Below are 22,007 nucleotides of genomic sequence, written 5' to 3'. Positions count from 1 at the left end.
CGCGCGGCTTTCGACTAAGGGTGGGCTAGATTCAGTGCCACGGTGTCTGACAAATAGGGGTTCTCGTCGCGCGATTGGGCATAGGCATCTGGATCAATCGAGGCCGAGATCACCTGCCCGCCTTCCCCAGCAAAACCCAACTGCTGACCGTCCGGGGCCACGATCGAGGACATGCCCTGATAGGCATAGCTTTCGTCAGAGCCCGCGTGGTTGGCATAGACGACAAAGACCTGGTTTTCGAAGGCGCGTACCGGCACAACCTGTTGCGTAATGAACGCTCCAGCGGGGCCTTTGGCCATCGCGGTCGGCACAATGATAACCTGTGCCCCGGCATGCGCTAACCGACGCACGTTTTCAGGAAATTCGATATCGTAGCAAATCAGAAAACCAAGGGTTAGACCGGCCATTGTGGTCATCACCAAGGACCGCTCGGGCGTCTGGAAGATACCTTTTTCATAGGGGCCATACAGACAGTTTTTGCGATAGATCAGCGGACTATCAGAGTCATCACTGTCGATGATCATGGCGCTGATATAGCGGGCGTCGCCCTCGGCCTCTGGGAAACCGGCGACTAGGCTGACGCCGCTGTCCCGTACGGCTTGGGTCAACCGTTGCACCCATGGCCCATCCTTCGGTTGCGCCAGATCACGTAAGATCGCGCCGCGCCCGTATCCGGTGATGGCCAATTCAGGCGCAACCAACAGGTCTGCTTCCGAAGCGTGCAAGGCTTGTTCGATTTGGGTCAGCCGATCCTCGGTGCTGCCTTCGGCTTGCATCTGATATGCGGCGATCTTCATGTCACGCGTCCCTTGTTCCGGCGCAGTTCGATCAAATTTTCAGCGCCTGCAGCTGTGACGGTATTCAGCACGCTAGAATTTGCAAATAGTGCGTTGCAAAACGATACATTTCTCTGGCTCAATGCAAGGATGAAAATCACAGGCTCAGATATCCATCTTTTGACTGTTTTTGACAGTGTTGTTCGGAACCGGGGATTTTCGGCGGCTCAGGTTGAGCTGGGCCTTAGCCAGCCCACGATCTCGAACCACATCACCGCGCTCGAGGAACGTCTGGGCGTGCGTCTGTGCCAGCGTGGACGGCGCGGGTTTTTGCTGACTGAAAAAGGGCGGATGGTGCATCAGATCGGTCTTGCGCTGATGGACTCTCTGGATCAGCACTCGACCCATCTGGCCGAGTTAAAGGGCAACCTGGTAGGACGGCTGAAACTGGCCGTCGTGGACGCCACCACAACCGATGAGGCATTCAAACTGCCCCAAGCAATCAAGCAGTTCACCGAGGCCGCTCCCGCCGTGCGCATCGACCTTGCGATTTCCGAGCCGCAAGATATTCAGCAAGGCGTATTGGACGGTACGTACCATATCGGATTCGGAAGTTTTGATAATGTGAGCAATGGCTTGCATATAACCGATCTGTATTGCGAACATCATGCGCTTTATTGCTCGGACACCCATCCGTTGTTCTCGGCACCCGCGGACGCCCTTGGTGACGATACCATTTCTCAGCACGCTTGGGTTCATCGCGGGTATTGGAATCAGCAAAGGCAAAAGACCCAGCATTCCTCGGATCGAGACCTTTTTGTACAAGAAATTGAAGCGCAACTGATCCTGATCCTCAGCGGGGCCTATATCGGGTTATTGCCGCTGCATCTGGCCGCTGACTGGGAAGGTCGGGGGCGGTTGCGGCGCTTGCCCAACAGCAGCCGCGACTACTCTTGCGACATGCAGATTGTCACGCGATCCGGTGCGGCACCCAAGGTAAACACGCTATTCATCCAGATCCTTCGGCAGATGTACCAAGGGGATTACATTGCAAAATGAAAATGTAAGAGTTTGTGGAACGCTATTTTTTGACCCAATTGGGCGGCGTACGGTCCAAGAGACCCTTGTATGACTTCAGCCGCAGGACCCTCAATGCCAGACACGACCGCGCCGCGATACAATCAGCCTTTGGGTGGCAACGACATGCCCCGTTTCGGAGGCGGCACGACAATGATGCGCCTGCCAGCGCAGGAAACCGCCGCCGGGCTGGACGCTTGTTTCGTGGGTATTCCGATGGATATCGGCACCTCGAACCGGACGGGTACGCGTCACGGGCCACGTGCGATCCGGGCCGAAAGCTGCATGTTGCGGCCCTTCAACATGGCCACGGGCGCGGCTCCTTTTGCCAACATGCAGGTTGCCGATATTGGCGATGTGGCGATCAACACGTTTGATCTGAAGAAAACCATGGACATAATCACCGGCGCCTATGATCAGATTCTCAGCCACGATGTCGTTCCGGTCACACTGGGCGGAGATCACACGCTGACCTACCCGGTGCTGCGCGCGATCGCCCGCAAACATGGCCCAGTAGCCTTGATCCATGTGGACGCGCATTCAGATACGAATGACGAAATGTTTGGCGAAAAAATTGCCCATGGCACTCCATTCCGCCGTGCGGTCGAAGATGGGCTGCTGCAGAATGACAAGGTGTTCCAGATTGGCCTGCGCGGGACGGGTTATGCGCCTGACGATTTTGACTGGGGCCGCAATCAGGGCTTTACTGTCATTCAGGCCGAGGAGTGCTGGCACAAATCCCTGACCCCCCTAATGCAGGATATCCGCGCGCGGATCGGGGATGTGCCGACCTACCTGACCTTTGATATCGACAGTCTGGACCCGGCCTATGCGCCCGGAACCGGGACGGTCGAAATGGGCGGGCTGACCAATATTCAGGCGCTCGAAATCGTGCGCGGTTGTGCCGGGCTGAACCTTGTCGGAACCGATCTGGTCGAGGTCTCGCCGCAATATGATGTCAGCGGCTGCACTGCGCTGATCGGGGCCAACTTGGCCTATGAAATGCTTTGCGTCCTGCCCAAGAACCGGGCCAACTGAACAAAACCAACAGGAGATCACAATGCCAACCACCCTTTCACGCCGCCGATTTTTAGGTACCGCTGCCGCAACCGGGGCTGCCGCGCTGGCCGCACCCGCCATCGTGCAAGCCGCCCAGTCACTTAAGGTTGGAACCTATGGCGGGTTCTTTGAAGACAGCTTCAAGCAGTTCATCTTCCCCGAATTCACCAAGGCCACCGGGATCGAGGTGAACTCGGTGGCCGTACCTACCGGCGAGACATGGCTGGTGCAGATCAAGAACGCTGCCCGCGCCAAAACCGCCCCTGCGGATGTGTCGCTGATGGCGGGTATCCCGCGCAGCCACGGGGCGGATCAGAAAGTGTTCAAGGCGCTGGACGACTCCAAAATCCCGAACCTGTCGAACATGCCTGACAGGTTCAAGGACCGCTATGACGACGGTACCCTGTACGGCGTCGGCGCGGTGTCGTGGTATATCACTCTGTGCACCAATTCAGACGAAATCCCTGACGCGCCGGATAGCTGGGCCGCGCTGTGGGATGAAACCTACAAGGATCAGATCGGTCTGCTGGGCCTCGCGTCGAACTCGCATATGCTCGAAGTGACGGCGGCCACTTTCTTTGGTGGTACGGATATTCTGGACACCAAGGACGGTATCCAGCAGGTGTTCGACAAGCTGTCTGAACTCGTCCCAAATGTACGGCTTTGGTACAAAGACGAAGGCGCGTTCCAGCAGGCGCTGCAGGATGGTGAGATTCCGATGGGCCAGTACTATCACGACGTGGCGGGTCTTGCCGCTGCCGAAGGTTTCCCGGTGGTCTCGACCTTCCCGAAAGAAGGCGCGGTTGTGGATTCGGGCTATTGGATCGTGCCCGAACACGCCCAACCGGTGGATGAGATTCACGAGTTCATCAACTTTATCTCGGCGGCCGAAACGCAGGCCCTGTTGTCGCGCAACGTGGGCACCGCGCCGGTTGTCGACCCTGCGCTGACGGATTTGACCGAAGAAGAACTGGCGGCCGTCAGCAGCCCCAAAGCGCCGATCGTGCCGCGCTATGACATTTACAAGGATCACGCGGACTGGATTTCCGACACCTGGAATCAGATGATCGCGGGATAACACCACTCACGACACTGGCCCGTCCCGCGCAGGTGGGGCGGGCCGCTTCCTTTGTTGAAAGAATAGACCCTTATGCCCGGTTTAAGCATCGAAAACGTCACCAAGAAATTCGGCACCGTGACGGCCGTCAAAGATGTGAACCTTCAGTTCAATACCGGCGAGATGATCTGTTTTCTGGGCCCGTCTGGCTGTGGCAAGACCACTCTGCTGCGGATGATCGCCGGGCTGGACGAACCCACGCAAGGCACGATCCGGTTCGAGGATCAGGACCTGACCGGCGTGCCCGTACATCAGCGCAATATCGGCATGGTATTTCAGTCTTTTGCGCTGTTTCCGCATCTGAATGTGGGCGAAAACATCAGCTATGCGATGCGCATTCGGGGTCATTCCCGGTCGGAATGCGAAGACCGCGCGCGGCAGTTGCTGGATATGGTTCACCTTCCGGGGCTTGAGGATCGCAAGATCTCGCAATTGTCGGGGGGTCAACGTCAGCGCGTGGCTATCGCGCGCGCCTTGGCACTGAACCCGCAGGTGTTCCTGCTGGATGAGCCGATGTCAGCGCTGGATGCCAATCTGCGCGAGGTCATGCAGATCGAGCTGCGCAAGCTGCAGCAAGAGCTAGGGATCACTACCGTCGTCGTCACCCATGACCAGACCGAGGCGATGACGATGGCCGATCAGATCGTGGTCATGGGCAAGGCGCAGGTGCTGCAGACCGGTACGCCGATGGAGATCTACAAGACCCCGGTCGACAAATTCGTGGCCGGGTTCATCGGCACCAGCAACCTGCTGCCTGCCAAGATGTCAGGGCCTGACAGCGTGCATGTGAACGGGGCCGCTCTGAACGTGGGCGGCAACACAGGTCATTTTGCCCAAGGCGATGACGTTCTTCTGATGACCCGCCCGGAAGAGGTGTTCGTGCATCACCCCTCAGATGTGGATGTGGCCAATTCGGTCACCGGCACAGTGACATTCGTGCGCGATATCGGCGCCACGATCGAGATTTTGGTGGATTGCGCCGGGCACGAGGTGATTTCGGTCCTGACGCCAAAGGACTGGCCCAATGTGAAAGTGGGCGATCAGGTCCATGTAGAAATGCCTGCTGCGGCCTGCAGCGTTCTGGCGGTTTAGGAGGGGCGGGATGCAGAAAAGCGCGCTTTCCCGCTATATCGGGCTGATCCCGTCCTCGGTGATGATCGGGGCGTTTTTTGTGATCCCTTTCGTCCTGATCTTGCTGACCAGCGTGTCCACGCCAACCGATGACGGAGGCTATGCCACCGGCTTTGACCTGCAGCATTTTGAACGCTTCCTGACGTGGTTCTACATCGAACGGGCGCTGTTCTCTGCAGGTCTGTGCGCGCTGATCGCGGTGCTGAGCCTGCTGATCGCATACCCCTTCACATATTTCCTGACCACGTTCCCGCCGCGCACGCAGACATTCTGGCTGATCTACATTCTGGCGCAGCTGTCGCTGTCCGAGGTGCTGATCGCCTTCAGCTGGCAAATTCTGCTGTCCCGCACCGCAGGCGTGGCCAATATCCTTGTCTGGTTTGGCGTGATTGAGAAAAGCTTTGCCATGACCCCCTCTGCAGGCGCAGTGGTGGCCGCGCTGGTCTATCTGACCGTGCCGTTTTCGGTCCTGCTGCTGTTTCCCGCGCTCAGCCGGTTGGACAAAAGCTTGATCGAGGCATCGCGCACGTTGGGGGCCTCGCCTTTGCGGACGTTTTTCACGGTGATCATTCCCGTTACGCGGCCTGCGATCATCTCGGGCGGGGTCACGGTATTTGTGCTGACGCTGGGGGCCATCATCGTGCCGCAGGTTCTGGGCAAGCCCGAACATTGGACGCTGTCAGTGCTGATTACGGATCAGGCGATATTCAATTTCAATATGCCCTTTGCCTCAGCGCTGGCGGTGGTGTTGCTGGTTCTCAGCGCGACGGTGATCTGGCTGGTCACGAAATTCTCGGGGAAAAAGGCATGAGAGCGCTGCGCAGTATCTATCTGGCGCTGTTTGCGCTGTATCTGATCGGACCGATCCTTGTGATCGCGGCCGTGTCTTTCAACGCCAAAAAGTTTCTGGCCTTCCCGCCGCGCGGCTTTTCCTTCCGCTGGTATGCCGAGGTTTTCGTGGCGAATGACTGGTTCACTGCTTTGAAAAACTCTTTGTTCATCGCCTTTGCCTCGGCCAGTCTGTCGGTTCTGATCGCGATGCCGGTGGCATATTTCGCGTGGCGCTATGGCCTGCGCTATGCCAAGGCGCTGCTGGCGCTTGGGGTGGCACCGTTCATCCTGCCGCCTGTGATCATGGCGCTAGCCTTCCTGCTGTTTTTCACCGGGATTGGGCTGAACGGGTTGATGATCAACGTCATCATTGCCCATGCGGTCTTCCTGCTGGCGCTGCCTTTGGTCACGATCTCACTGGGGTTGGAAAGCGTCGATCACGCGCTGATCGAGGCCAGCCAGACCATGGGCGCCTCGAACGCCGTTGTCTTCCGCACGGTGATCCTGCCGATTGCCGCCCCCTTTGCCTTTGCGGGGTTTGCGTTCTGCTTTGTCCTCAGCCTGAATGAATACATCATCGCGCTCATGACCGTGGGCTTCTCGGTCGAGACGCTGCCGATCAAGATTTTTAACGCCCTGCGCTATGGGTACACGCCGGTTATTGCGTCGATTGCGGTGATCTTCATGGTGATCAATATCGTGATTTTTGCCCTGATCGCGCGGTTCTCGAACCTCGCTCGTATTCTCGGCGCGATGGAGTAACCGAGCCATGCCCCATGATCACGATCCTCTGGAAGAAGGCCCCGCCTTGCGCGTGCGCGCGTTGGAAGAGTTGATGGTGGCCAAAGGCCTGGTCAAACCCGAAACGCTGGACAGCATCGTTGAATATTATGAGCGCGAAACCGGCCCGCGCAACGGCGCGGCTGTGGTGGCGCGTGCGTGGACGGACCCAGAGTACAAAGACTGGTTGCTGCGCGACGGTTCTGCGGCGATCAATGCGATGGGGTTCAGCGGGTTCCAGGGCGAACATATCCGCGTGGTCGAAAACACGGATGCGGTTCACAACGTCATCGTTTGCACCTTGTGTTCCTGCTATCCGTGGCCGGTTTTGGGCCTGCCGCCCACATGGTACAAAAGCCCCGCCTACCGGTCGCGTGTGGTGCGCGAACCCCGTGCGGTTCTGGCGGAATTTGGTGTCAGCCTGCCCGATGAGGTGCAGATCAAGGTTTGGGACAGTACGGCCGAGATCCGCTATCTGGTTCTGCCACGCCGCCCCGACGGGACCGAAGGGCTTTCCACCGAAGAACTGGCTGATCTTGTCACCCGCAACGGCATGATCGGCACGGCTTTGGTTTAGGGGCAGGGGATGGACGGCATTCATGATATGGGCGGGATGCACGGGTTTGGCCCGGTGCCCTGCGAACAGGACCGGGCGTTTGACCACGACTGGCAAAAGCGCGCTTTCGCCCTGACAGAGGCTTTGGCGTGGTCCGTACCTTTCTGCGCCGATGAACACCGCGCCGCGATTGAACGTATCGCGCCGGAAGACTACTTGCGGCTGGACTACTTCGAAAAATGGACCGTGGCCGCCACAGCGCTGGTACAGGCGGCAGGTCTGGTTGATCCGCAGGAAGTCGCATCGGGCCGCAAACGGTTCGACATTGCATTGGTCGACCACCCAGCGGTTGGCCCGGCTGACATACTGGCGGCCACCAAAGCAGGGGCTGAGATGACATTTCCCGCAACCACCGCCGCGCCACGCTTTACCGTTGGCCAGTCGGTGCGCGTTCTAGCCAATAGCCCCGCCGGCCATACGCGGGTGCCGCGCTATGTGCGCAACCACGTGGGACAGATCACCTTGAATGCCGGAGTTTTCCAGTTTGCCGACACCATGGCCGTAGGGCAGGGACCTAGCCCGCAGCATTGCTACTGTGTTGAGTTCTTGGCGACCGACCTATGGGGCAATGACGCGGACCCGAAGGGTCGTGTCTGCCTGGATCTTTGGGAGAACTACCTTGAACCCGCTTGACGCGCATCAACAGGCAGCAGCCCAGCTACGCAGCTCTATTCCGGGGCTAAGCGAAGATAACCCGTTGTTCAGGGCTCCCTGGCAGACAAGGGTCTTCGCCCTTGTTGTGGCTCTGGTCCAACAGGGGCACTTTTCCTGGGCCACTTTTCAATCCCGATTGGCAGCGTTGGTGACAGAGACCGAAAAGCAGAAACATGCAACTTCGGCCGCGGCGGTGGAAGGCCTCTATTTCAATTGCTGGCTGCAGGCGATTGAAGAAACGCTGGAAAGTCAGGGGATGTTGAGTGCCCGAGACATTGACCAAAGGATTGCAGTAGTGCGTGAAACCGTCAAAGAAATCAGAGCTGCGCAATCTGGATCCTAAGGCCCCAAGACAACCTCACCTGCTCAATATCGAGGGTACTGGGGTAAACCGGTCGATTTCGGTACCCGCCTCAAAAGACCGGTTGGTAAAGTCACTGATGCCGGGCTAAAGCGCAGCTTCGGGTTCCGCCGAAATCTGCCCCTCCTGCACCACGGGTATCAGTGAAAATCTTTTCGCTATTGGTTTCAACTGAATGTCAGGTCACGGTTTCCGGCCAGCACGGACTGTAGAACCCGGGTGACTTGTGACCGCCGCATGACACGCGGAACAGCATAGGATGAGCGCGCTTCAGCCAGCGCATCGCTGGAAATTACACCGAAGTCCTTTGATTGGAGGTCGGTCAGGCTGGCGGGAATTCCAACGCGGTCCGCTAGGGCATCGACACGGGAAATGAACTGCTCGGCCAACAGGTCTGTGTCGTTTGAAGCGCTGGCAGTCAGTATTTGTTCCAGCTGAGCAAACCGCGCGGCGCAGGTCTTTTTGTTGAACCGCAACACACGCGGCAGAATGACCGCGTTGGCCAAACCATGGGGCGTATTGTAGTGCGCACTGATCTAATGTGAGATTGCATGCACATACCCCAGGCTGGCCTTGGTAAAGGAAAAGCCAGCCAGGAACGATGCCAGCGCCACCATCTCACGCGCATGTTCGTCATGACCATTTTCATAGGCAATCGGCAAATATTCAAACAGCAGCTTGATCGCCATTGCCGCATCGCGGTCGGTGTCGTCAAACCGATTGCGCGAGGTATATGCCTCGATCGCGTGGGTCAATGCGTCCATACCGTTGGCGGCAGTCATGGGCGCTGGCAGAGATTTCAGCAACCCGGTGTCAAAAGCGGCGGCAATCGGGATGTATTTCGGATCAACAAAGAACTTTTTCTTGTGCGTTTCGGTGTCCGATATCACCGCCGCGTTTGTCACCTCGGAGCCGGTGCCCGATGTGGTCGGTACCACATAGAACGGCAGCAGCGGCGCGTCGACTTTCAAAGTGCCGGTCAGCTTTTTCACCGACTTACGACTGGTGCTTGCGGCCGCAATCACCTTTGCAGCGTCGATGGCTGAACCGCCACCCACAGCAAAGACGGCATCGCATTTATTGTCGAGGCTGGCTTTCAGCCCCGCTTCAACTACGGCAAATGTGGGGTTCGGGATGATGCCGTCGAAGGTTGTCACGTGACAACTCCGGCCCTTCAGAAAGGTGATCAGGTCATCCAGCATTCCGTTTTGCAACAGAAAGCTGTCCGTAACGATCAAAGGACGCCTCTGCCCGTTCACCACCATCAAGTCGGCCAGTTTGCGGGCTGCATCCGGGCCTGAAAACGTTAGTGGTTTTTGCGGCGTGTAGAACGTGGACAGCGCCCGCAATGCGATACGAATAGGAGCGTGAAGCATGACAATCATCTTCCGTTAGCAATTGGCTTTTAGGGTGGCCCGACCCTTTGCACAGTTGGGGAGAGAGCGAAGGGATGCGCAGAGGATCGGAGCCAATTCTGCGGGTTCAGGGTTTCTGAACCGACGCAGGTGAAACTTGACGAGCAGTTTGAAGATCTTGCTGTCCCAAGATGTGCCAACGAACGTGTTGCCGTCCAATTTGCCTTCGCGGACAAAATCATTGGCATTTGAGAAGCTCGGGCCTTTCTCTTTGCCGTGACAATACCCCACCCCAGATGACCTGACGCCGCCAAAGGGTATGTCATCAACGTTCACTTGGGTGACAACGTCGTTGATGCAGACACCGCCCGAGTGGGTCTCGTGGGACGAGGCAGGAACATTCCGGTAGGTCGCCTGCAGCTCGGCAGGGAGATCGGGACCTGCATGGTCAAGTGCAACGACGTTCCGAACAGACATGGGGGTCTCTCACTCACGACTTAATGGGACAAGCACTGGCTTGAAACGTGCTACTAACATCGGGATTGGTCGGGCTTGAAAACATGTTCTAAGGGGACAAGTTTCTATCAATTTCGGACATGCGATTCACTGTGTTTCAAACGTGAACAGACGGTAAGAAACGGAAAACGCCCAGCCAGCGGGTCGGGCATTCCTTTGATAGTGACACCTGTCTACGAGACGAAATACAACGTCAATTCGGGAATGAAGGTTACAAGCAACAAAGCGATCAACATTAGGATGATGAAGGGGATGACCGACAGGCTTACCTCTGCGAACCGTTTCTTGAATGCCCCTGAAGCGACCAGAAGATTCAGCCCGATTGGCGGCGTCAGTAGGCCGATCTCCAGGTTGATGATCATGATGATACCCAGCTGAACCGGGTTGATCCCGAAATGCGCCGCAGCGGCCAGCAGAACCGGACCTAGCAGCAAAATGGCTGAAACAACATCGATCAGGCAGCCGACCAGCAGCAGCGCTGCGTTCAGTGCCAACAGGAAGGTCACCTTGCTGGTGAAAACGGTTTGCAGCCAGTCGGCAAAAGCCGCCGGAACCCCCTCGATCGCCAGAACTGACTTCAGCGAAAGCGCGACCGCGACGATCGGGAACAGAGTACCCAGCATTACCGCGGTCGAGACAAACTCTTCGAAGAAATCTTTGGATGACAGTTCGCGATAGACGATGAGTTCAACGAGAATGGCGTAGCCCACGGCCACGGCTGCAGCTTCGGTTGGTGAGAAATAGCCCGAGTAAATCCCGCCGAGCAGGATCACGGGGGTCATCAGTGCAAAGATGCCCTTACGAACAGCATCCCACAGCCGCTTGACCGAGAACGTCCCGCGCGCGTTGTTCAGGTTTGTGCCCATCGAATACAGCGCGAAGATAGCGGTCAGCAGAATACCCGGTATGATCCCGGCCAGAAACAAGTCGGCCACATTGGTCTCGGTCACGATGCCATAGATGATCAGCGGGATCGACGGCGGGATCAGAATGCCCAGCGTCCCCGCCGAAGTGACAGCCCCAATTGAGAATTTTTCGGAATACCCTGCCTCTTTCAGGGCCGGGTACATCACCACACCAACGGCCAGCAAGGTCGCAGCGGAGGAGCCGGACACAGCCGCAAACAGTGCGCAGGACAGGACCGACGCCATGCCCAGACCGCCTGGCATCCAGTCGGTCGCGGCGCGGACCATGGCGATCAGGTCACGGGCAATCGAGCCGCGCGACATCAGCTTTCCCGCAATGATATACATGGGAATGGCCAGCAGAACCTTATTGTCCATCGACGACCACAGGTCCTCGATAACATAAAGGACGTCTCCCCCGGCCCAGACCAGCTGGATATAGGCCGTGACGATCAGCAGGATCAGCACAACGTTCTGGCGCAGAGCCAGCATCGCGATGACGATCCCCAGAAGAATGATGCCGTCCATGTCAGATCTTCCTCAGTTCGGTTTTCACCATCGGGTCCCAGGCAAACATCAGATGTTTCAAAGCCGAGGACGCCAGCGCGTATGGCACAATGATCTGAACCGGCCAGAGCAAGATGTTGACCACCGGGACACGGTCGGCGAATTCCTTCGATTCCATGACGAACTCGACCGCGAAATAGGCGAAGACGAGCAGCAAAATCCCCGAAATCAGATCACCCAGCCGGTCGACAAAGGCGAATTTCAGGATGCCGTCGGCAAACTCGGGTCGGAAATGGGCGCCGCGCCCGGTGGCAAGGGTCAGACCGACCATTGCCGCCAGAATGCTGCACAGAACCGCAGTTTGCTGCGCGCCCCACAGAGCTTGCGATAGAAACTCGCGCGCGATCACATCCGCCAGCAGAAGCAGGGTTGTGGCAGCATATGCTGAAGCTGCCATAATGGCTTCGATCCTCATCAGAAACCGAAGTAGACCCATTGGATTAAGACCCGCAGGCTTGCTTGGCGGCTTCGATCTGCTCAAGGATCGAAACAGCTTTGGGGCCTAGTTGTTCAGCCAGTTCCTCGCGCAGCCCATCGGATGCGGCGCGCCAAGCAGCGGCTTCTTCGTCTGTCAGGTGTGCAACCGGAACACCAGCTCCTTCAAGTTGACCCAACAGAGCGGTTTCAGCACCCAGGATCGTGGCCGACAGGCCGGTGCCGCCCTCTGTGAAAGCCGACAGCCATTCTTTCTCTTGATCGCTCAGCTTCTTGTAGCTCCGGCCCGACACAGCAACGGTGCCGATCAAACGGGTGTGGTTGCTGACAGTGACATGAGGGGCCACTTTGTGGGTCCCGATGGCGATGCCGAACACGCCGGGTAGGAATGCCGCCTTGACGTTTCCGGTCTGCAAGGCCGGGATCGTGTCAGAGGTGCCCATCGGCACACCTACCGCACCAAGTCTACGTGCAAACAGTTCATCCGCCGTGGTTGCAGCCACGCGGACTTTTTGACCTTCCAACGCATCAGGAGTTCTGGCCGGTTCCTGCGAGAAAACCAGGTAATTGCCAACCTCCATCCAGGTCAGCGGCTCAAGGCCCGAATCCTGCAGGCTTGGGCCCAAAATCTCGCTCAGATGATTGAAGGCGACACAGCTGCCCTGTTCCGTGCTGTCATAGAGAAATGGCGAAGACACAAGATCCAGTTCCTGTCCAATCAGGGACAATGGAATGTTGGACACCATCACCAGATCCACACGACCCTTCATACCTTGCCGCAGGATTGTCTGTTCGTCGCCCAGCTGCGCATCGCCAATGACTTCGATTTTCAGTTCGCCACCTGACATCTCGGCGATCTGATCCGCAACACCCTGCGCCCATTGGCCCCAAGGCGATGACAGTGGCGCAACGGTTCCAAGTTTCAATACTGTTTCTGCCTGAGAGGCGGTACTGGTCAGGCTGGCTGCCAGTGCAATTCCGGCGACAAAAGATTTGAGTTTCATATTTTCCTCCTCACGTATTGGTCGCGGCGGTTGTCTTCCACCGACACCGGGGTTTCCGCGTCAAGCCGACGCCGGCGTTTCCAATTCCGTTAATGAAAGATTTGGCTTTTTCAAAAAATGTCGCGACTGGCCAGATAGTTGTCCTAAGCGGACATCTCGTTTTTTGACGCTAGGTAAAATTGGGAAATGTGTGTTTCACGCTGAATTGCTTTTGCTCCAGCTCACCTGAGCGGGAATGGCCTTGTTGTGCAGCACCGGCTTTGCCCGGCCTACATTGGATTAAGTACGTCCTAAGGTGTTCATGATTTTTAAACGGACCTCCCTCCTGTCCCCAAGAAGGTAGTGGCATTCTTCCGTCCAAAACCGCACTCGCAGCGATTGTCATGCACTGGCTATGAGGCCTGAACTTAGGGAGACAAAACTCAGACGGATCTCGGATCCGTTTTGATGAAAGAATTGGATGTTGCAGAGCAACCTTCCGAGCTATCCCTGCAGCCCGTGTTTCTTGATTTTGTTGTAAAGCGTGCGCGTGGTCATACCCAATTCTTCGGCGGTCTGCGCGCGACGGAAACCATTTCGCGTTAGGGCCTCGGCAATCCAGTCCCGCTCGGATACCGCGGCCCGAACCGGAGTTTCCTCTCTCGGAGCTTTCGAAATCCCCGTCGTTTTTTGGCGAAGGAAGTCGATAGCCTTGAGGTCAATCGTGGACCCTCCGGATTTGCGAATTGCACGCTGTACCGTGTGCTGAAGCTCGCGCACATTCCCGGGCCAATCGTGTTCGAGCATCAACCGCAACGCAGCGTTTGAAAACTTCGGAGGCTCGCCGCTCAACTGCCGCCCCAGATATATGGCCAGTTCAGGGATGTCATCCACCCTCTCGCGCAAGGGCGGCAGGGTGATTTCGTGACCGGAGATTCGATAATAAAGATCCTGACGAAACGCGCCCATCTCAATCAGGCCAGGGATGTCTTGGATGGTCGTCGAAATGATCCGCGCTTCGGCCCGTCTGAGTGTATGATCCCCAATCCTCTGCACGGTCTTTTCGTCGGTGAATTTCAGTATTTTGCCCTGATACGCAGGCTGTAAGGCGGAAATTTCGTCAAAGATGAGCGTGCCCCCGGAAGCCAGCTCCAAAGCGCCACGCTGAGTGCCCGTCGTTCCCAATGCGCCGGGGGCCTTGCCCAAAAGATGCACACCGCCTTCTTCGTTGTCCAAGGCGGGGCAATCCACAACAACGGGCTGACGCCGCGCTGCGGGCCCTGCCTCGTGCAATTTGAGGGCAGCGCGGCTTTTGCCGGTTCCCGTTTCGCCGATCAACAGGATCGGGACATCCTCATAGGCAAGATCATCAAGCTCTTCTCGGATCAACTGCATGGAGTAGGAAGATCCAACCAGTTCATGTTCAGTGGTTGGCGCACCGGTTTCGATCCGTGACAAGCTGGGAATGGCGGTGAACCCCTTTGTCACCTCATTCAACGTTTGTTCCACTGGCAGCCGGTCCAGCGTCGAGCCGGCCACGAAACCCTGCACACCGCAAAGTCGCGTAATCGCCAATGCTTCTTCGGGCGAAGTGATGGGTCCGCCATGGCAAAGCTTGTCCACCGAGGTGGGAACTCCTTCGAGAACGCGGTCAATTTGGGCGGCAGCTTTCTCTAACGTCAGGTGTGTGTTGACCCCGGTGCCACCGCTTGTGAATCCGATATTTACGCAGATTGCCGTCGCCCCGGCGTCGACCATTTTACGGGCTTGAGCGTTAGTCTGGACGTAAGCGAACACCCCTAACCCAATATTTGTTGCTTTCTTGACCATTGTGATTTCCCGGTCCAGCCCCAAGCCTTCCCGCTCGATCGCGGCGCCCAGACGTCCGTCGATCAAAGTTGTCGACGGGAAGTTGCAGATGCCGGAAAACCCCAGCGCTTTGGTGCGCCGCACCAGTTCCGCAATGTCGAGATTAGGATCGCTGACCGAAAACCCGGCATAGATCGGCGCGGTACACCGCCCCAGCATTTCGCGTTCGGCAAATTCAATTACCCACTCATTGGCCGCGCGGACCGGAAGGAAGCTGGTCAGGGAGGATGCCCCTTGAACCCGAAACCGTCCAGCATTTAGGGCCAGCAGGTAATCGGCCCCCGCCTTGTCCGCTGCCTTTGCGGTCAGGCCAGACCCGACCACGGCGGCGAACAGAAAGTTCTTGTCGCGCGCGCTCATGCTGCGGCCTCGTGCCGGACCAGCCCGTCCACGTTCAGTGTACCAAGGGGGACCGATCGTTCATGCCAGTCCGAGGTATAGGCATAGATAGCTACTTGCGGAACCTCAGCCCGGATCGTGTCGATGATGCGCTGCAGCGACCCAAGCACTAGCGCGCCGCTTTCCGCGGTTTCCACCTCAAGCAGTCCGGGATGTAGCACCAGACTTTCCAGCCCTGCCTTCAGAGCCGCGCGGGCTTGCGCGAGCGAAAGGAAGAACGCCAAAGTTTGGAACCCGGCCCGTTGGGCACGGGCCAGAAAGTCATATTCGAACTCGGGCGAGGCCGGGATGGTCGACATGGATTGCCTCAACGACCCGTCCAGCAGGATAGAAGATGGCCAGTTGGTGATGCCGCGATAGCCCAGCTCATACAACTGAGCAAACAAAGCCGCCTCGGACCCGAACGGGTCGCTGGCCAGCAGTGCGGCCCAACCGCCCTGACAGGGGGTTTCGCGGACGGCCCTGTTATGATCCAGCCGCGGCATCACAAATGCCAGATCAGCTTGCACGGCGGTCAGGCCGTTCAGAGCAGGGCAATAGATTCGGTTATCCGAAGGGGCAGCGGTAGACTGCGTACCGGTGAGCGTGAGAGTTGTCATGAACCTATTTAGGAAAGAATTTCCCTTATTGAGAAGTAATTTCTCACGTTTTCTGATATTTCCCAAAACAAAAAATGAGAATTTGGAATAACATATTGAAAACTAACATTTAAAAATTGATCTCCAAAACCTCTCGTTTCTGTTTTTGCCCCGTTTTCTGCGCCATGCTGCCCCTCAACGGGAGGAACCATGACACTATTTCTGATCGTCACCTTGAACGGGTTGACGCTAGCAGCGCTCTACTTTTTGGCGGCCAGTGGCTTCAGCCTGATCTTCGGGCTGATGCGCACTGTGAACATGGCTCATGGGGCATTGCTGCTGCTGGGCGGCTATGTCGGATACAGCATTGTCGATGTTACCGGGTCGTGGGGACTGGGTGTCATCGGCGGTGGTTTGGCCGCAGGTCTGGCCGGTGCCATCGTGCAAGCGGGGATTCTGGGTTGGATGCAGGGGGATGAGCTGCGTCAGACTCTAGCCTCGATTGCGATTTCAATCATCATGGCCGATCTGATGCTGTGGTACTGGGGCGGGCTAACCTATCAAGTAGAGCTGCCGGATGCCTTGGCCGGGGGGCAGCGCCTGCCGGTTCTGGGCGTTGGGTACGCCAATATTCGTCTGGCGCTGATGGGCTTTGCGCTGGTGGTCGGGATTGGCCTGTGGTTCCTCATCCAGCGGACACGTTTTGGTGCTGTGATCCGCGCGGGCGTGGATGATCAGGACATGCTGCGGGCGCTTGGCTATCCGATCAACCGCATCTTTGTCGTTGTGTTTGCCTTGGGCGGCATGTTGGCCGGAATGGCCGGGGTCGTCGCCGCCAGCGCGCTGTCGATTGCGCCGGGCACGGACCTGCAATTCCTGCTGTCTTCGCTGGTGGTGGTTATCGTTGGCGGTATGGGCTCGATCGGCGGGGCTGCGCTCGGTGCGCTGCTGGTCGGTCTGGCCGAACAATACGGTCTAGCCTACGCACCCACCTACGGCGTGGTGTTTACCTTTGCGATCATGGTGCTGGTGTTGGCGGTGCGGCCGCAGGGCTTGCTGGGAAAGGCCGAGCAATGAAACAGGCGCTGACCCTTGTCCCACTGCTGATCCTGCCCTTCGTGTTGAACGACTTTTGGCTGACGCAGGTGGCCACACGATCACTGATCCTGGGCATCATGGCGCTAAGCCTGAGCTTTCTGGCCACCTATTTGGGCGTCGTGTCCTTTGCGCAGGCCACAATGGCCGGGATGGCGGGCTATACCATCGCCTTTTTCGGACCGAACAGCGTGGGGATCGGCGTGCAGTTACCGTTCTGGGTCTCGATCCCGCTGGCGCTGACGCTGGCCGTGGTGTCCGGGGGGCTGATTGGTCTGATCGCGCGCCGGTCGCGGGGGATCTATGCCATCATGATCACGTTGGCGATTGGGGTGGCGTTCTTCTACTTCACCCGCCAGAACTATGCGCTTTTCAATGGCTGGACCGGCTTCTCCGGCGTCCGCGCGCCGCAGATTGCTGGCCTCAGTCTGCGCGATCCGCTGCCCTTGTACTTATTGTCTCTGGGCGTCGCTGCGCTGGCGCTTGCACTGGTCAGCGGCTTTGTCCGTTCGCCGCTGGGCCTGACCATTCAAGCGGTGCGTGACGCGCCGGGACGGGTGCTGGCGCTAGGGATTTCCGTTACCACACCCATCGTTGCGGCTTTTGCCTTCTCGGGCCTGCTGGCCGGAGCAGGGGGCATCCTGAACGTCTGGTATCAGGAACGCATCTCATCCTTTTCAGTCGGCCTTGGGCCCATCATCGACATCCTCATCATCTCGGTCATCGGCGGCTTACGCCATCCGGGCGGGGCGTTTGTGGGTGCGGTGGTCTTTGTCCTGCTGGACACCTTTGCCGTCGACCTGATCGACCGCGAGCGGTTCAACACACTGATCGGCGTCGTGCTGCTGCTCATCGTGATCGTAGCCCCCGGTGGGCTTCAACAACTGGCAAGCGACTGGATGGCGCGGCTGCGCCGTCCCGAGGCCCCAAAGAAATCAACTGTCTGAGCAAACTCATAGGGAGGAACCTGAAAAATGAATAAGCTCAAAATGGCTGCATCCGCGCTGGCGCTCTGCGCAATGGCGGTGCCTGCATCTGCCGAAGACGTCAAGATCGGCGTGATCTCAATTCTCGAAGGCGCGTTTGCTGCTTTGGGTCAGGATGGGATCCGCGGTGCGGAACTGGCGGTGCTGGAAACCGGTGGAGAGGTCGACGGCAATAAGATCGAAGTCATCACAATGTCGTCCGACGCCAGCCCCGACAGTGCTGTGAACGCAGCCCGCAAACTGATCGAGCAGGACGGCGTGGATATCATCGTTGGCCCGCTGTCGGGGTCCGAGGGTCTGGCCCTGCGCGATCTGTCGAAATCCTATCCCGGCGTGACCTTCCTGAACGGATCGTCGGCGGCACAGGATACAACCCTGCGCGACAGCTCTGACAACTTCTACCGCTTTGGCGGCGACGGGGCGCAATGGATGGTGGGCGTGGGCGACTATGCCTTTAACGACATGGGCTACAAATCCGTGGCTGTGATCGCCGAGGATTACTCTTTCCCCTACACGCAGGTTCTGGGCTTCATGACCGAGTTCTGTGAAGCAGGCGGCAAGGTGCCCGAGAAGTTCTGGACGCCGATTGGCAACAAGGATTACTCCTCGGTCGTCTATTCGATCCCGCAGGATGTTGATGCGCTGTTCGTGGCGCTGGGTGGCGCGGATGCGGTCAACTTCCTGACGCAATACAGCCAGGCGGGCGGCGACAAGCCGATCATCGGCGGCTCGATCACCATCGACCAGTCCATTCTGGACAGCAAAGGCCCGTTTAAAAAGCTGCTGGTGGGTGCGCCTGCGGGCACCCCGACCGTTGGTGATTATGACGGCGACGAATGGAAAGCCTTTACCGCCAGCTACACCGAAGCCTTCCCCGATGGCTTCTCGGCCCCCTCGATCTTTGCGCATCACTATTACATGAGCGCAAAGGCTGCGATGCTGGCGCTGGATGAGGTTGATGGCGACTTGTCCGACAATCAGGCGGCCTTCCGCGCGGCGCTGAACGATCTGACTTTCACCACCCCCACCGGCGGCACCATGCGGCTGGATAAGAACCGCAATGGCGTGATCGACAACTTTGTCACAGAGGTCTACGAGCGTGAGGATGGCACGCTTGGCAACCGCGTGGTCAAGGTTGTTCGCGATGTGGATCAGCTGCTGGGACAGGACGAAGAGGCGTTTCTGGCCTCGGGTCCGGTCAGCCGGGACAACCCCTCGTGCCCGTAAACCACTTACATAACACCGCCAATGCCCTGGAGGTCCGGGGCATTGGCAAACGCTTTGGCGGGTTCTGGGCGGTGCAGGATATCGACCTGACCGTCCGCCCCGGCGAGCGGCGCGCGATCCTTGGGCCGAACGGGGCGGGCAAGACCAGCCTGTTCAACGTGCTGACCGGAGATACCAGTGCCACGACCGGCCAGATCACCCTGTTTGGCGACAGCGTAACCCGTGAGCCGATCAACAAGAGAATTCAACGTGGGCTGCGTCGAACGTACCAGCACGCCCATCTGTTCAACGGCCTGACCGTGCGTGACACGCTGTTTCTGGCCGTGGCCGGGCTGCGGGGCAGTTGGCGGCAGGTATTGCCCCTGCGCGCCACTGACGCACGGCTTGCCGAGTCCGAACGTTTGGCCGAGATCGCAGGCGTGGCGGATGTGCTGGACCGCGAGACCTCGGAACTGAGCCACGGTCAGCGGCGACAGCTTGAGATTGGGATCGCGCTGGCCGAAAACCCGAAGATTTTGCTGCTGGACGAACCGGCGGCGGGGTTGTCGCCAGCCGAGCGGCCCAAGCTGAGCGCCTTGCTGATGTCACTGCCCAAGGATGTGACCGTGGTGCTGATCGAACACGATATGGATATCGCGCTGCAGACTTCGGAGAGTGTCTCGGTTCTCTATAACGGGCGGATGTTGGCCGAAGGGTCGCCCGACGACATCATGCGCAACGAGGATGTGCATCGCGTCTATATCGGAGGCGCCCATGGCCACTGATCTGCTGGAAATCCGCGGGCTGGACCTGCGCTATGGCTCAAGCCACGTCTTGCATGGCGTCGGCCTGAACGTGTCGGACCGCCTGCTGGGTATTCTGGGGCGCAACGGCATGGGCAAGACCAGCCTGTGCAACGCGATCATGGGACTGCATCCGCATTCGGCGGGGGAAATCCGCTTTGATGGCGTCGATATGACCGGACTGCCGCCCGAGAAACGCGCGCAGATGGGGATCGGCTACGTGCCGCAGGGGCGGCGGGTATTTCGGTCTTTGACGGTCGAAGAACATCTGCGGATCGTCGAACGCAAGGGTGGCGCGTGGTCGATAGACCGGGTTTATGAGACATTCCCGCGCCTGAAGGAACGCCGTCGCAATCTGGGCGACAGGCTGTCAGGCGGTGAACAACAGATGCTGGCGATTGGCCGGGCGCTGCTGCTGAACCCGCGCCTGATGGTGCTGGATGAGCCGACCGAGGGGCTGGCCCCCGCCATCGTCTCGGACGTGATTGATCTGATCGAGTTGATCGCAGGCGAAGGCATTGCGGTGTTGCTGGTCGAACAGAACATGCACGCGGCTTTGGCCGCCGTGCAGGATGTGGCCATCATGGTCGGCGGAGAAGTGGTCGAGCGGATGACGGCAGAGGCTCTGGAAAACGATCCGGCGATGCAAAAGCGCCATCTGGGGCTGGAACCCGGGCAGTCGGGCTAAGGGAGGGAAGGATGACAAAAAGAGCTTACGTGATCGGAACCGCTGACACCAAAGGGCCGGAATTGCGATACGTGCGCGATCTGATCGACGCAGCGGGGATGGAAACCGTCTTGGTCAACGTTGGCACCAAGGGCGGCGAGACCGGCATGGAAGTGACTGCTGCCAGTGTCGCCGCCTGCCATCCCGACGGGCCGGCGGCGGTGTTCGTGAATGATCGCGGGCAGGCCGTGACCGAGATGTCGCGGGCACTGACCGCCTTTGTCCTGGGCCGCGACGATCTGGGCGGCATCATCGGGCTGGGCGGCTCGGGCGGCTCGGGGATCATTGCTCCGGCCATGCAGGCTTTGCCGATTGGGGTACCCAAGGTGCTGGTTTCCACCCTCGCGTCGGGTGACGTCTCGGCCTATGTTGGTGCGTCGGATGTGAACATGTTCCACCCTGTAACAGATGTATCGGGGCTGAACCGCGTCTCGCGCCGGTTGCTGGGCAATGCGGCACACGCGCTGGCGGGGATGATGGCGAACGACGTGCCTGAGAACACCGATGATCGCCCCGCGCTGGTTCTGTCGATGTTCGGCGTCACCACGCCCGCCGTGCAGGCCATCACGGAAGGGCTGGCCGATGACTACGATTGCCTTGTCTTTCACGCCACCGGCAGCGGGGGCCGGTCGATGGAGCAACTGGTCGATCAGGGTGACGTTGCCGGGGTGCTGGACATCACCACCACCGAAATCTGCGACCTGATCGTGGGTGGGATGCTCAGTGCAGGTGAAGACCGGCTCGACAGCATTGCCCGCAGCAAACTCCCTTATGTTGGCTCGTGCGGCGCGTTGGATATGGCGAATTTCTGGGCACCCGATACGGTGCCCGCACAGTTCAAAGGGCGCAATTTCTATCACCACAACGCGCAGGTCACGCTGATGCGGTCCACAGCGGAAGAATGCGCACAGATAGGCGCGTGGATCGGCAACAAGCTGAACGCTTGTGACGGTCCGGTGCGCTTCCTGCTGCCCCTGCGGGGCGTCTCGGCGCTGGATATCGAAGGTGGAGCCTTCCACGACCCGGCAGCCAATGACGCACTGTTTCAGGCGCTGCGCGATACGGTGACACAGACCCCCGACCGACAACTGATCGAGTTGGACATGCACATCAACGATCCCGACTTTGCCGAGGCGGCGATCGCCAATTTCAAAGAAATCTACACCAAGAAGGATACCTGA

At 58.5% G+C, this 22,007-nt stretch carries 22 protein-coding genes and 1 pseudogene; 15 read left to right on the top strand and 8 right to left on the bottom strand.

The features are described 5' to 3' along the window. Positions 1-14: 14 nt before the first annotated feature. A complete protein-coding gene (locus GOV80_RS05785; RefSeq protein WP_170783218.1) occupies positions 15-797 on the bottom strand; it encodes a carbon-nitrogen hydrolase family protein in 783 nt (260 codons plus the stop codon). 159 nt (positions 798-956) lie between these two features. Here GOV80_RS05785 and GOV80_RS05780 point away from each other — a divergent pair, with 159 nt between their 5' ends. The 9 genes from GOV80_RS05780 (at position 957) to GOV80_RS05740 (ending at position 8,384) form a co-directional block, all read left to right on the top strand. Beyond that, positions 957-1,835 (top strand): LysR family transcriptional regulator, encoded by an 879-nt coding sequence (locus tag GOV80_RS05780; RefSeq protein ID WP_170783217.1) that lies wholly within the window; start codon positions 957-959, stop codon positions 1,833-1,835. A gap of 93 nt (positions 1,836-1,928) precedes the next feature. Continuing rightward, on the top strand, positions 1,929-2,891 hold the full coding sequence (gene speB / locus GOV80_RS05775; RefSeq protein ID WP_170783216.1) for an agmatinase: 963 nt from the start codon (positions 1,929-1,931) through the stop codon (positions 2,889-2,891). A 22-nt stretch (positions 2,892-2,913) separates the two neighbouring features. Continuing rightward, positions 2,914-3,990, top strand: coding sequence for an ABC transporter substrate-binding protein (locus GOV80_RS05770; protein ID WP_170771727.1), 1,077 nt, complete (start codon positions 2,914-2,916; stop codon positions 3,988-3,990). Positions 3,991-4,062: 72 nt separating this feature from the next. Further along, positions 4,063-5,121 carry an ABC transporter ATP-binding protein gene (locus GOV80_RS05765; protein WP_170771725.1) on the top strand — a complete coding sequence of 353 codons (1,059 nt, stop codon included), beginning with the start codon at positions 4,063-4,065 and terminating at the stop codon, positions 5,119-5,121. 10 nt (positions 5,122-5,131) lie between these two features. Further along, positions 5,132-5,971, top strand: a complete 840-nt coding sequence (locus GOV80_RS05760; RefSeq protein ID WP_170783215.1) for an ABC transporter permease — start codon at positions 5,132-5,134, stop codon at positions 5,969-5,971. Continuing rightward, positions 5,968-6,753 (top strand): ABC transporter permease, encoded by a 786-nt coding sequence (locus GOV80_RS05755; protein ID WP_170755832.1) that lies wholly within the window; start codon positions 5,968-5,970, stop codon positions 6,751-6,753. Before GOV80_RS05760 ends, GOV80_RS05755 begins: the two co-directional genes overlap by 4 nt. A 7-nt stretch (positions 6,754-6,760) precedes the next feature. Next, positions 6,761-7,348: a nitrile hydratase subunit alpha gene (nthA, locus tag GOV80_RS05750; protein ID WP_170783214.1), complete on the top strand. Its 588-nt coding sequence runs from the start codon at positions 6,761-6,763 to the stop codon at positions 7,346-7,348. A gap of 9 nt (positions 7,349-7,357) precedes the next feature. After that, positions 7,358-8,020, top strand: a complete 663-nt coding sequence (nthB, locus tag GOV80_RS05745; RefSeq protein WP_170783213.1) for a nitrile hydratase subunit beta — start codon at positions 7,358-7,360, stop codon at positions 8,018-8,020. Continuing rightward, positions 8,007-8,384 carry a nitrile hydratase accessory protein gene (locus GOV80_RS05740; RefSeq protein WP_170783212.1) on the top strand — a complete coding sequence of 126 codons (378 nt, stop codon included), beginning with the start codon at positions 8,007-8,009 and terminating at the stop codon, positions 8,382-8,384. The genes nthB and GOV80_RS05740 overlap by 14 nt, the downstream gene beginning before the upstream one ends. 185 nt (positions 8,385-8,569) lie before the next feature. Here GOV80_RS05740 and GOV80_RS22310 read toward each other — a convergent pair. From GOV80_RS22310 to GOV80_RS05705, 7 genes and pseudogenes are all read right to left on the bottom strand, one after another. Further along, positions 8,570-9,778 (bottom strand): annotated as a pseudogene (locus tag GOV80_RS22310) (iron-containing alcohol dehydrogenase). Between the two features lie 15 nt (positions 9,779-9,793). Then, complete coding sequence (locus tag GOV80_RS22240; protein ID WP_214647961.1) at positions 9,794-10,234, bottom strand: hypothetical protein; 441 nt, start codon at positions 10,232-10,234, stop codon at positions 9,794-9,796. Between the two features lie 212 nt (positions 10,235-10,446). Then, positions 10,447-11,706, bottom strand: a complete 1,260-nt coding sequence (locus tag GOV80_RS05725) for a TRAP transporter large permease (RefSeq protein WP_170783209.1) — start codon at positions 11,704-11,706, stop codon at positions 10,447-10,449. A 1-nt stretch (position 11,707) separates the two neighbouring features. Further along, positions 11,708-12,142 (bottom strand): TRAP transporter small permease, encoded by a 435-nt coding sequence (locus GOV80_RS05720; protein WP_170783208.1) that lies wholly within the window; start codon positions 12,140-12,142, stop codon positions 11,708-11,710. Between the two features lie 43 nt (positions 12,143-12,185). Next, the gene (locus tag GOV80_RS05715; protein ID WP_170783207.1) at positions 12,186-13,184 is read right to left on the bottom strand and encodes a TRAP transporter substrate-binding protein; all 999 of its coding nucleotides are present in this window, start codon (positions 13,182-13,184) and stop codon (positions 12,186-12,188) included. Between the two features lie 483 nt (positions 13,185-13,667). Continuing rightward, positions 13,668-15,392 carry a phosphoenolpyruvate hydrolase family protein gene (locus tag GOV80_RS05710; protein WP_170783206.1) on the bottom strand — a complete coding sequence of 575 codons (1,725 nt, stop codon included), beginning with the start codon at positions 15,390-15,392 and terminating at the stop codon, positions 13,668-13,670. After that, the gene (locus tag GOV80_RS05705) at positions 15,389-16,030 is read right to left on the bottom strand and encodes a phosphoenolpyruvate hydrolase family protein (RefSeq protein ID WP_170783205.1); all 642 of its coding nucleotides are present in this window, start codon (positions 16,028-16,030) and stop codon (positions 15,389-15,391) included. Before GOV80_RS05705 ends, GOV80_RS05710 begins: the two co-directional genes overlap by 4 nt. A 189-nt stretch (positions 16,031-16,219) precedes the next feature. Here GOV80_RS05705 and GOV80_RS05700 point away from each other — a divergent pair, with 189 nt between their 5' ends. The 6 genes from GOV80_RS05700 to GOV80_RS05675 are packed head-to-tail and all read left to right on the top strand — an operon-like array spanning position 16,220 to position 22,007. Then, positions 16,220-17,086 (top strand): branched-chain amino acid ABC transporter permease, encoded by an 867-nt coding sequence (locus GOV80_RS05700; RefSeq protein ID WP_170783204.1) that lies wholly within the window; start codon positions 16,220-16,222, stop codon positions 17,084-17,086. Further along, positions 17,083-18,051, top strand: coding sequence for a branched-chain amino acid ABC transporter permease (locus GOV80_RS05695; RefSeq protein WP_170783203.1), 969 nt, complete (start codon positions 17,083-17,085; stop codon positions 18,049-18,051). Before GOV80_RS05700 ends, GOV80_RS05695 begins: the two co-directional genes overlap by 4 nt. Before the next feature lie 27 nt (positions 18,052-18,078). Beyond that, complete coding sequence (locus GOV80_RS05690; RefSeq protein ID WP_170783202.1) at positions 18,079-19,317, top strand: ABC transporter substrate-binding protein; 1,239 nt, start codon at positions 18,079-18,081, stop codon at positions 19,315-19,317. Beyond that, positions 19,308-20,081, top strand: a complete 774-nt coding sequence (locus GOV80_RS05685) for an ATP-binding cassette domain-containing protein (RefSeq protein ID WP_170783201.1) — start codon at positions 19,308-19,310, stop codon at positions 20,079-20,081. The genes GOV80_RS05690 and GOV80_RS05685 overlap by 10 nt, the downstream gene beginning before the upstream one ends. Further along, the gene (locus tag GOV80_RS05680) at positions 20,071-20,787 is read left to right on the top strand and encodes an ABC transporter ATP-binding protein (RefSeq protein ID WP_170783200.1); all 717 of its coding nucleotides are present in this window, start codon (positions 20,071-20,073) and stop codon (positions 20,785-20,787) included. Before GOV80_RS05685 ends, GOV80_RS05680 begins: the two co-directional genes overlap by 11 nt. A gap of 11 nt (positions 20,788-20,798) precedes the next feature. Next, positions 20,799-22,007, top strand: coding sequence for a Tm-1-like ATP-binding domain-containing protein (locus tag GOV80_RS05675; RefSeq protein WP_170783199.1), 1,209 nt, complete (start codon positions 20,799-20,801; stop codon positions 22,005-22,007).

The organism is Ruegeria lacuscaerulensis (assembly GCF_013034685.1).
GTDB lineage: Bacteria > Pseudomonadota > Alphaproteobacteria > Rhodobacterales > Rhodobacteraceae > Ruegeria > Ruegeria lacuscaerulensis_B.
This window is presented reverse-complemented; position numbering and strand designations above follow the sequence as displayed.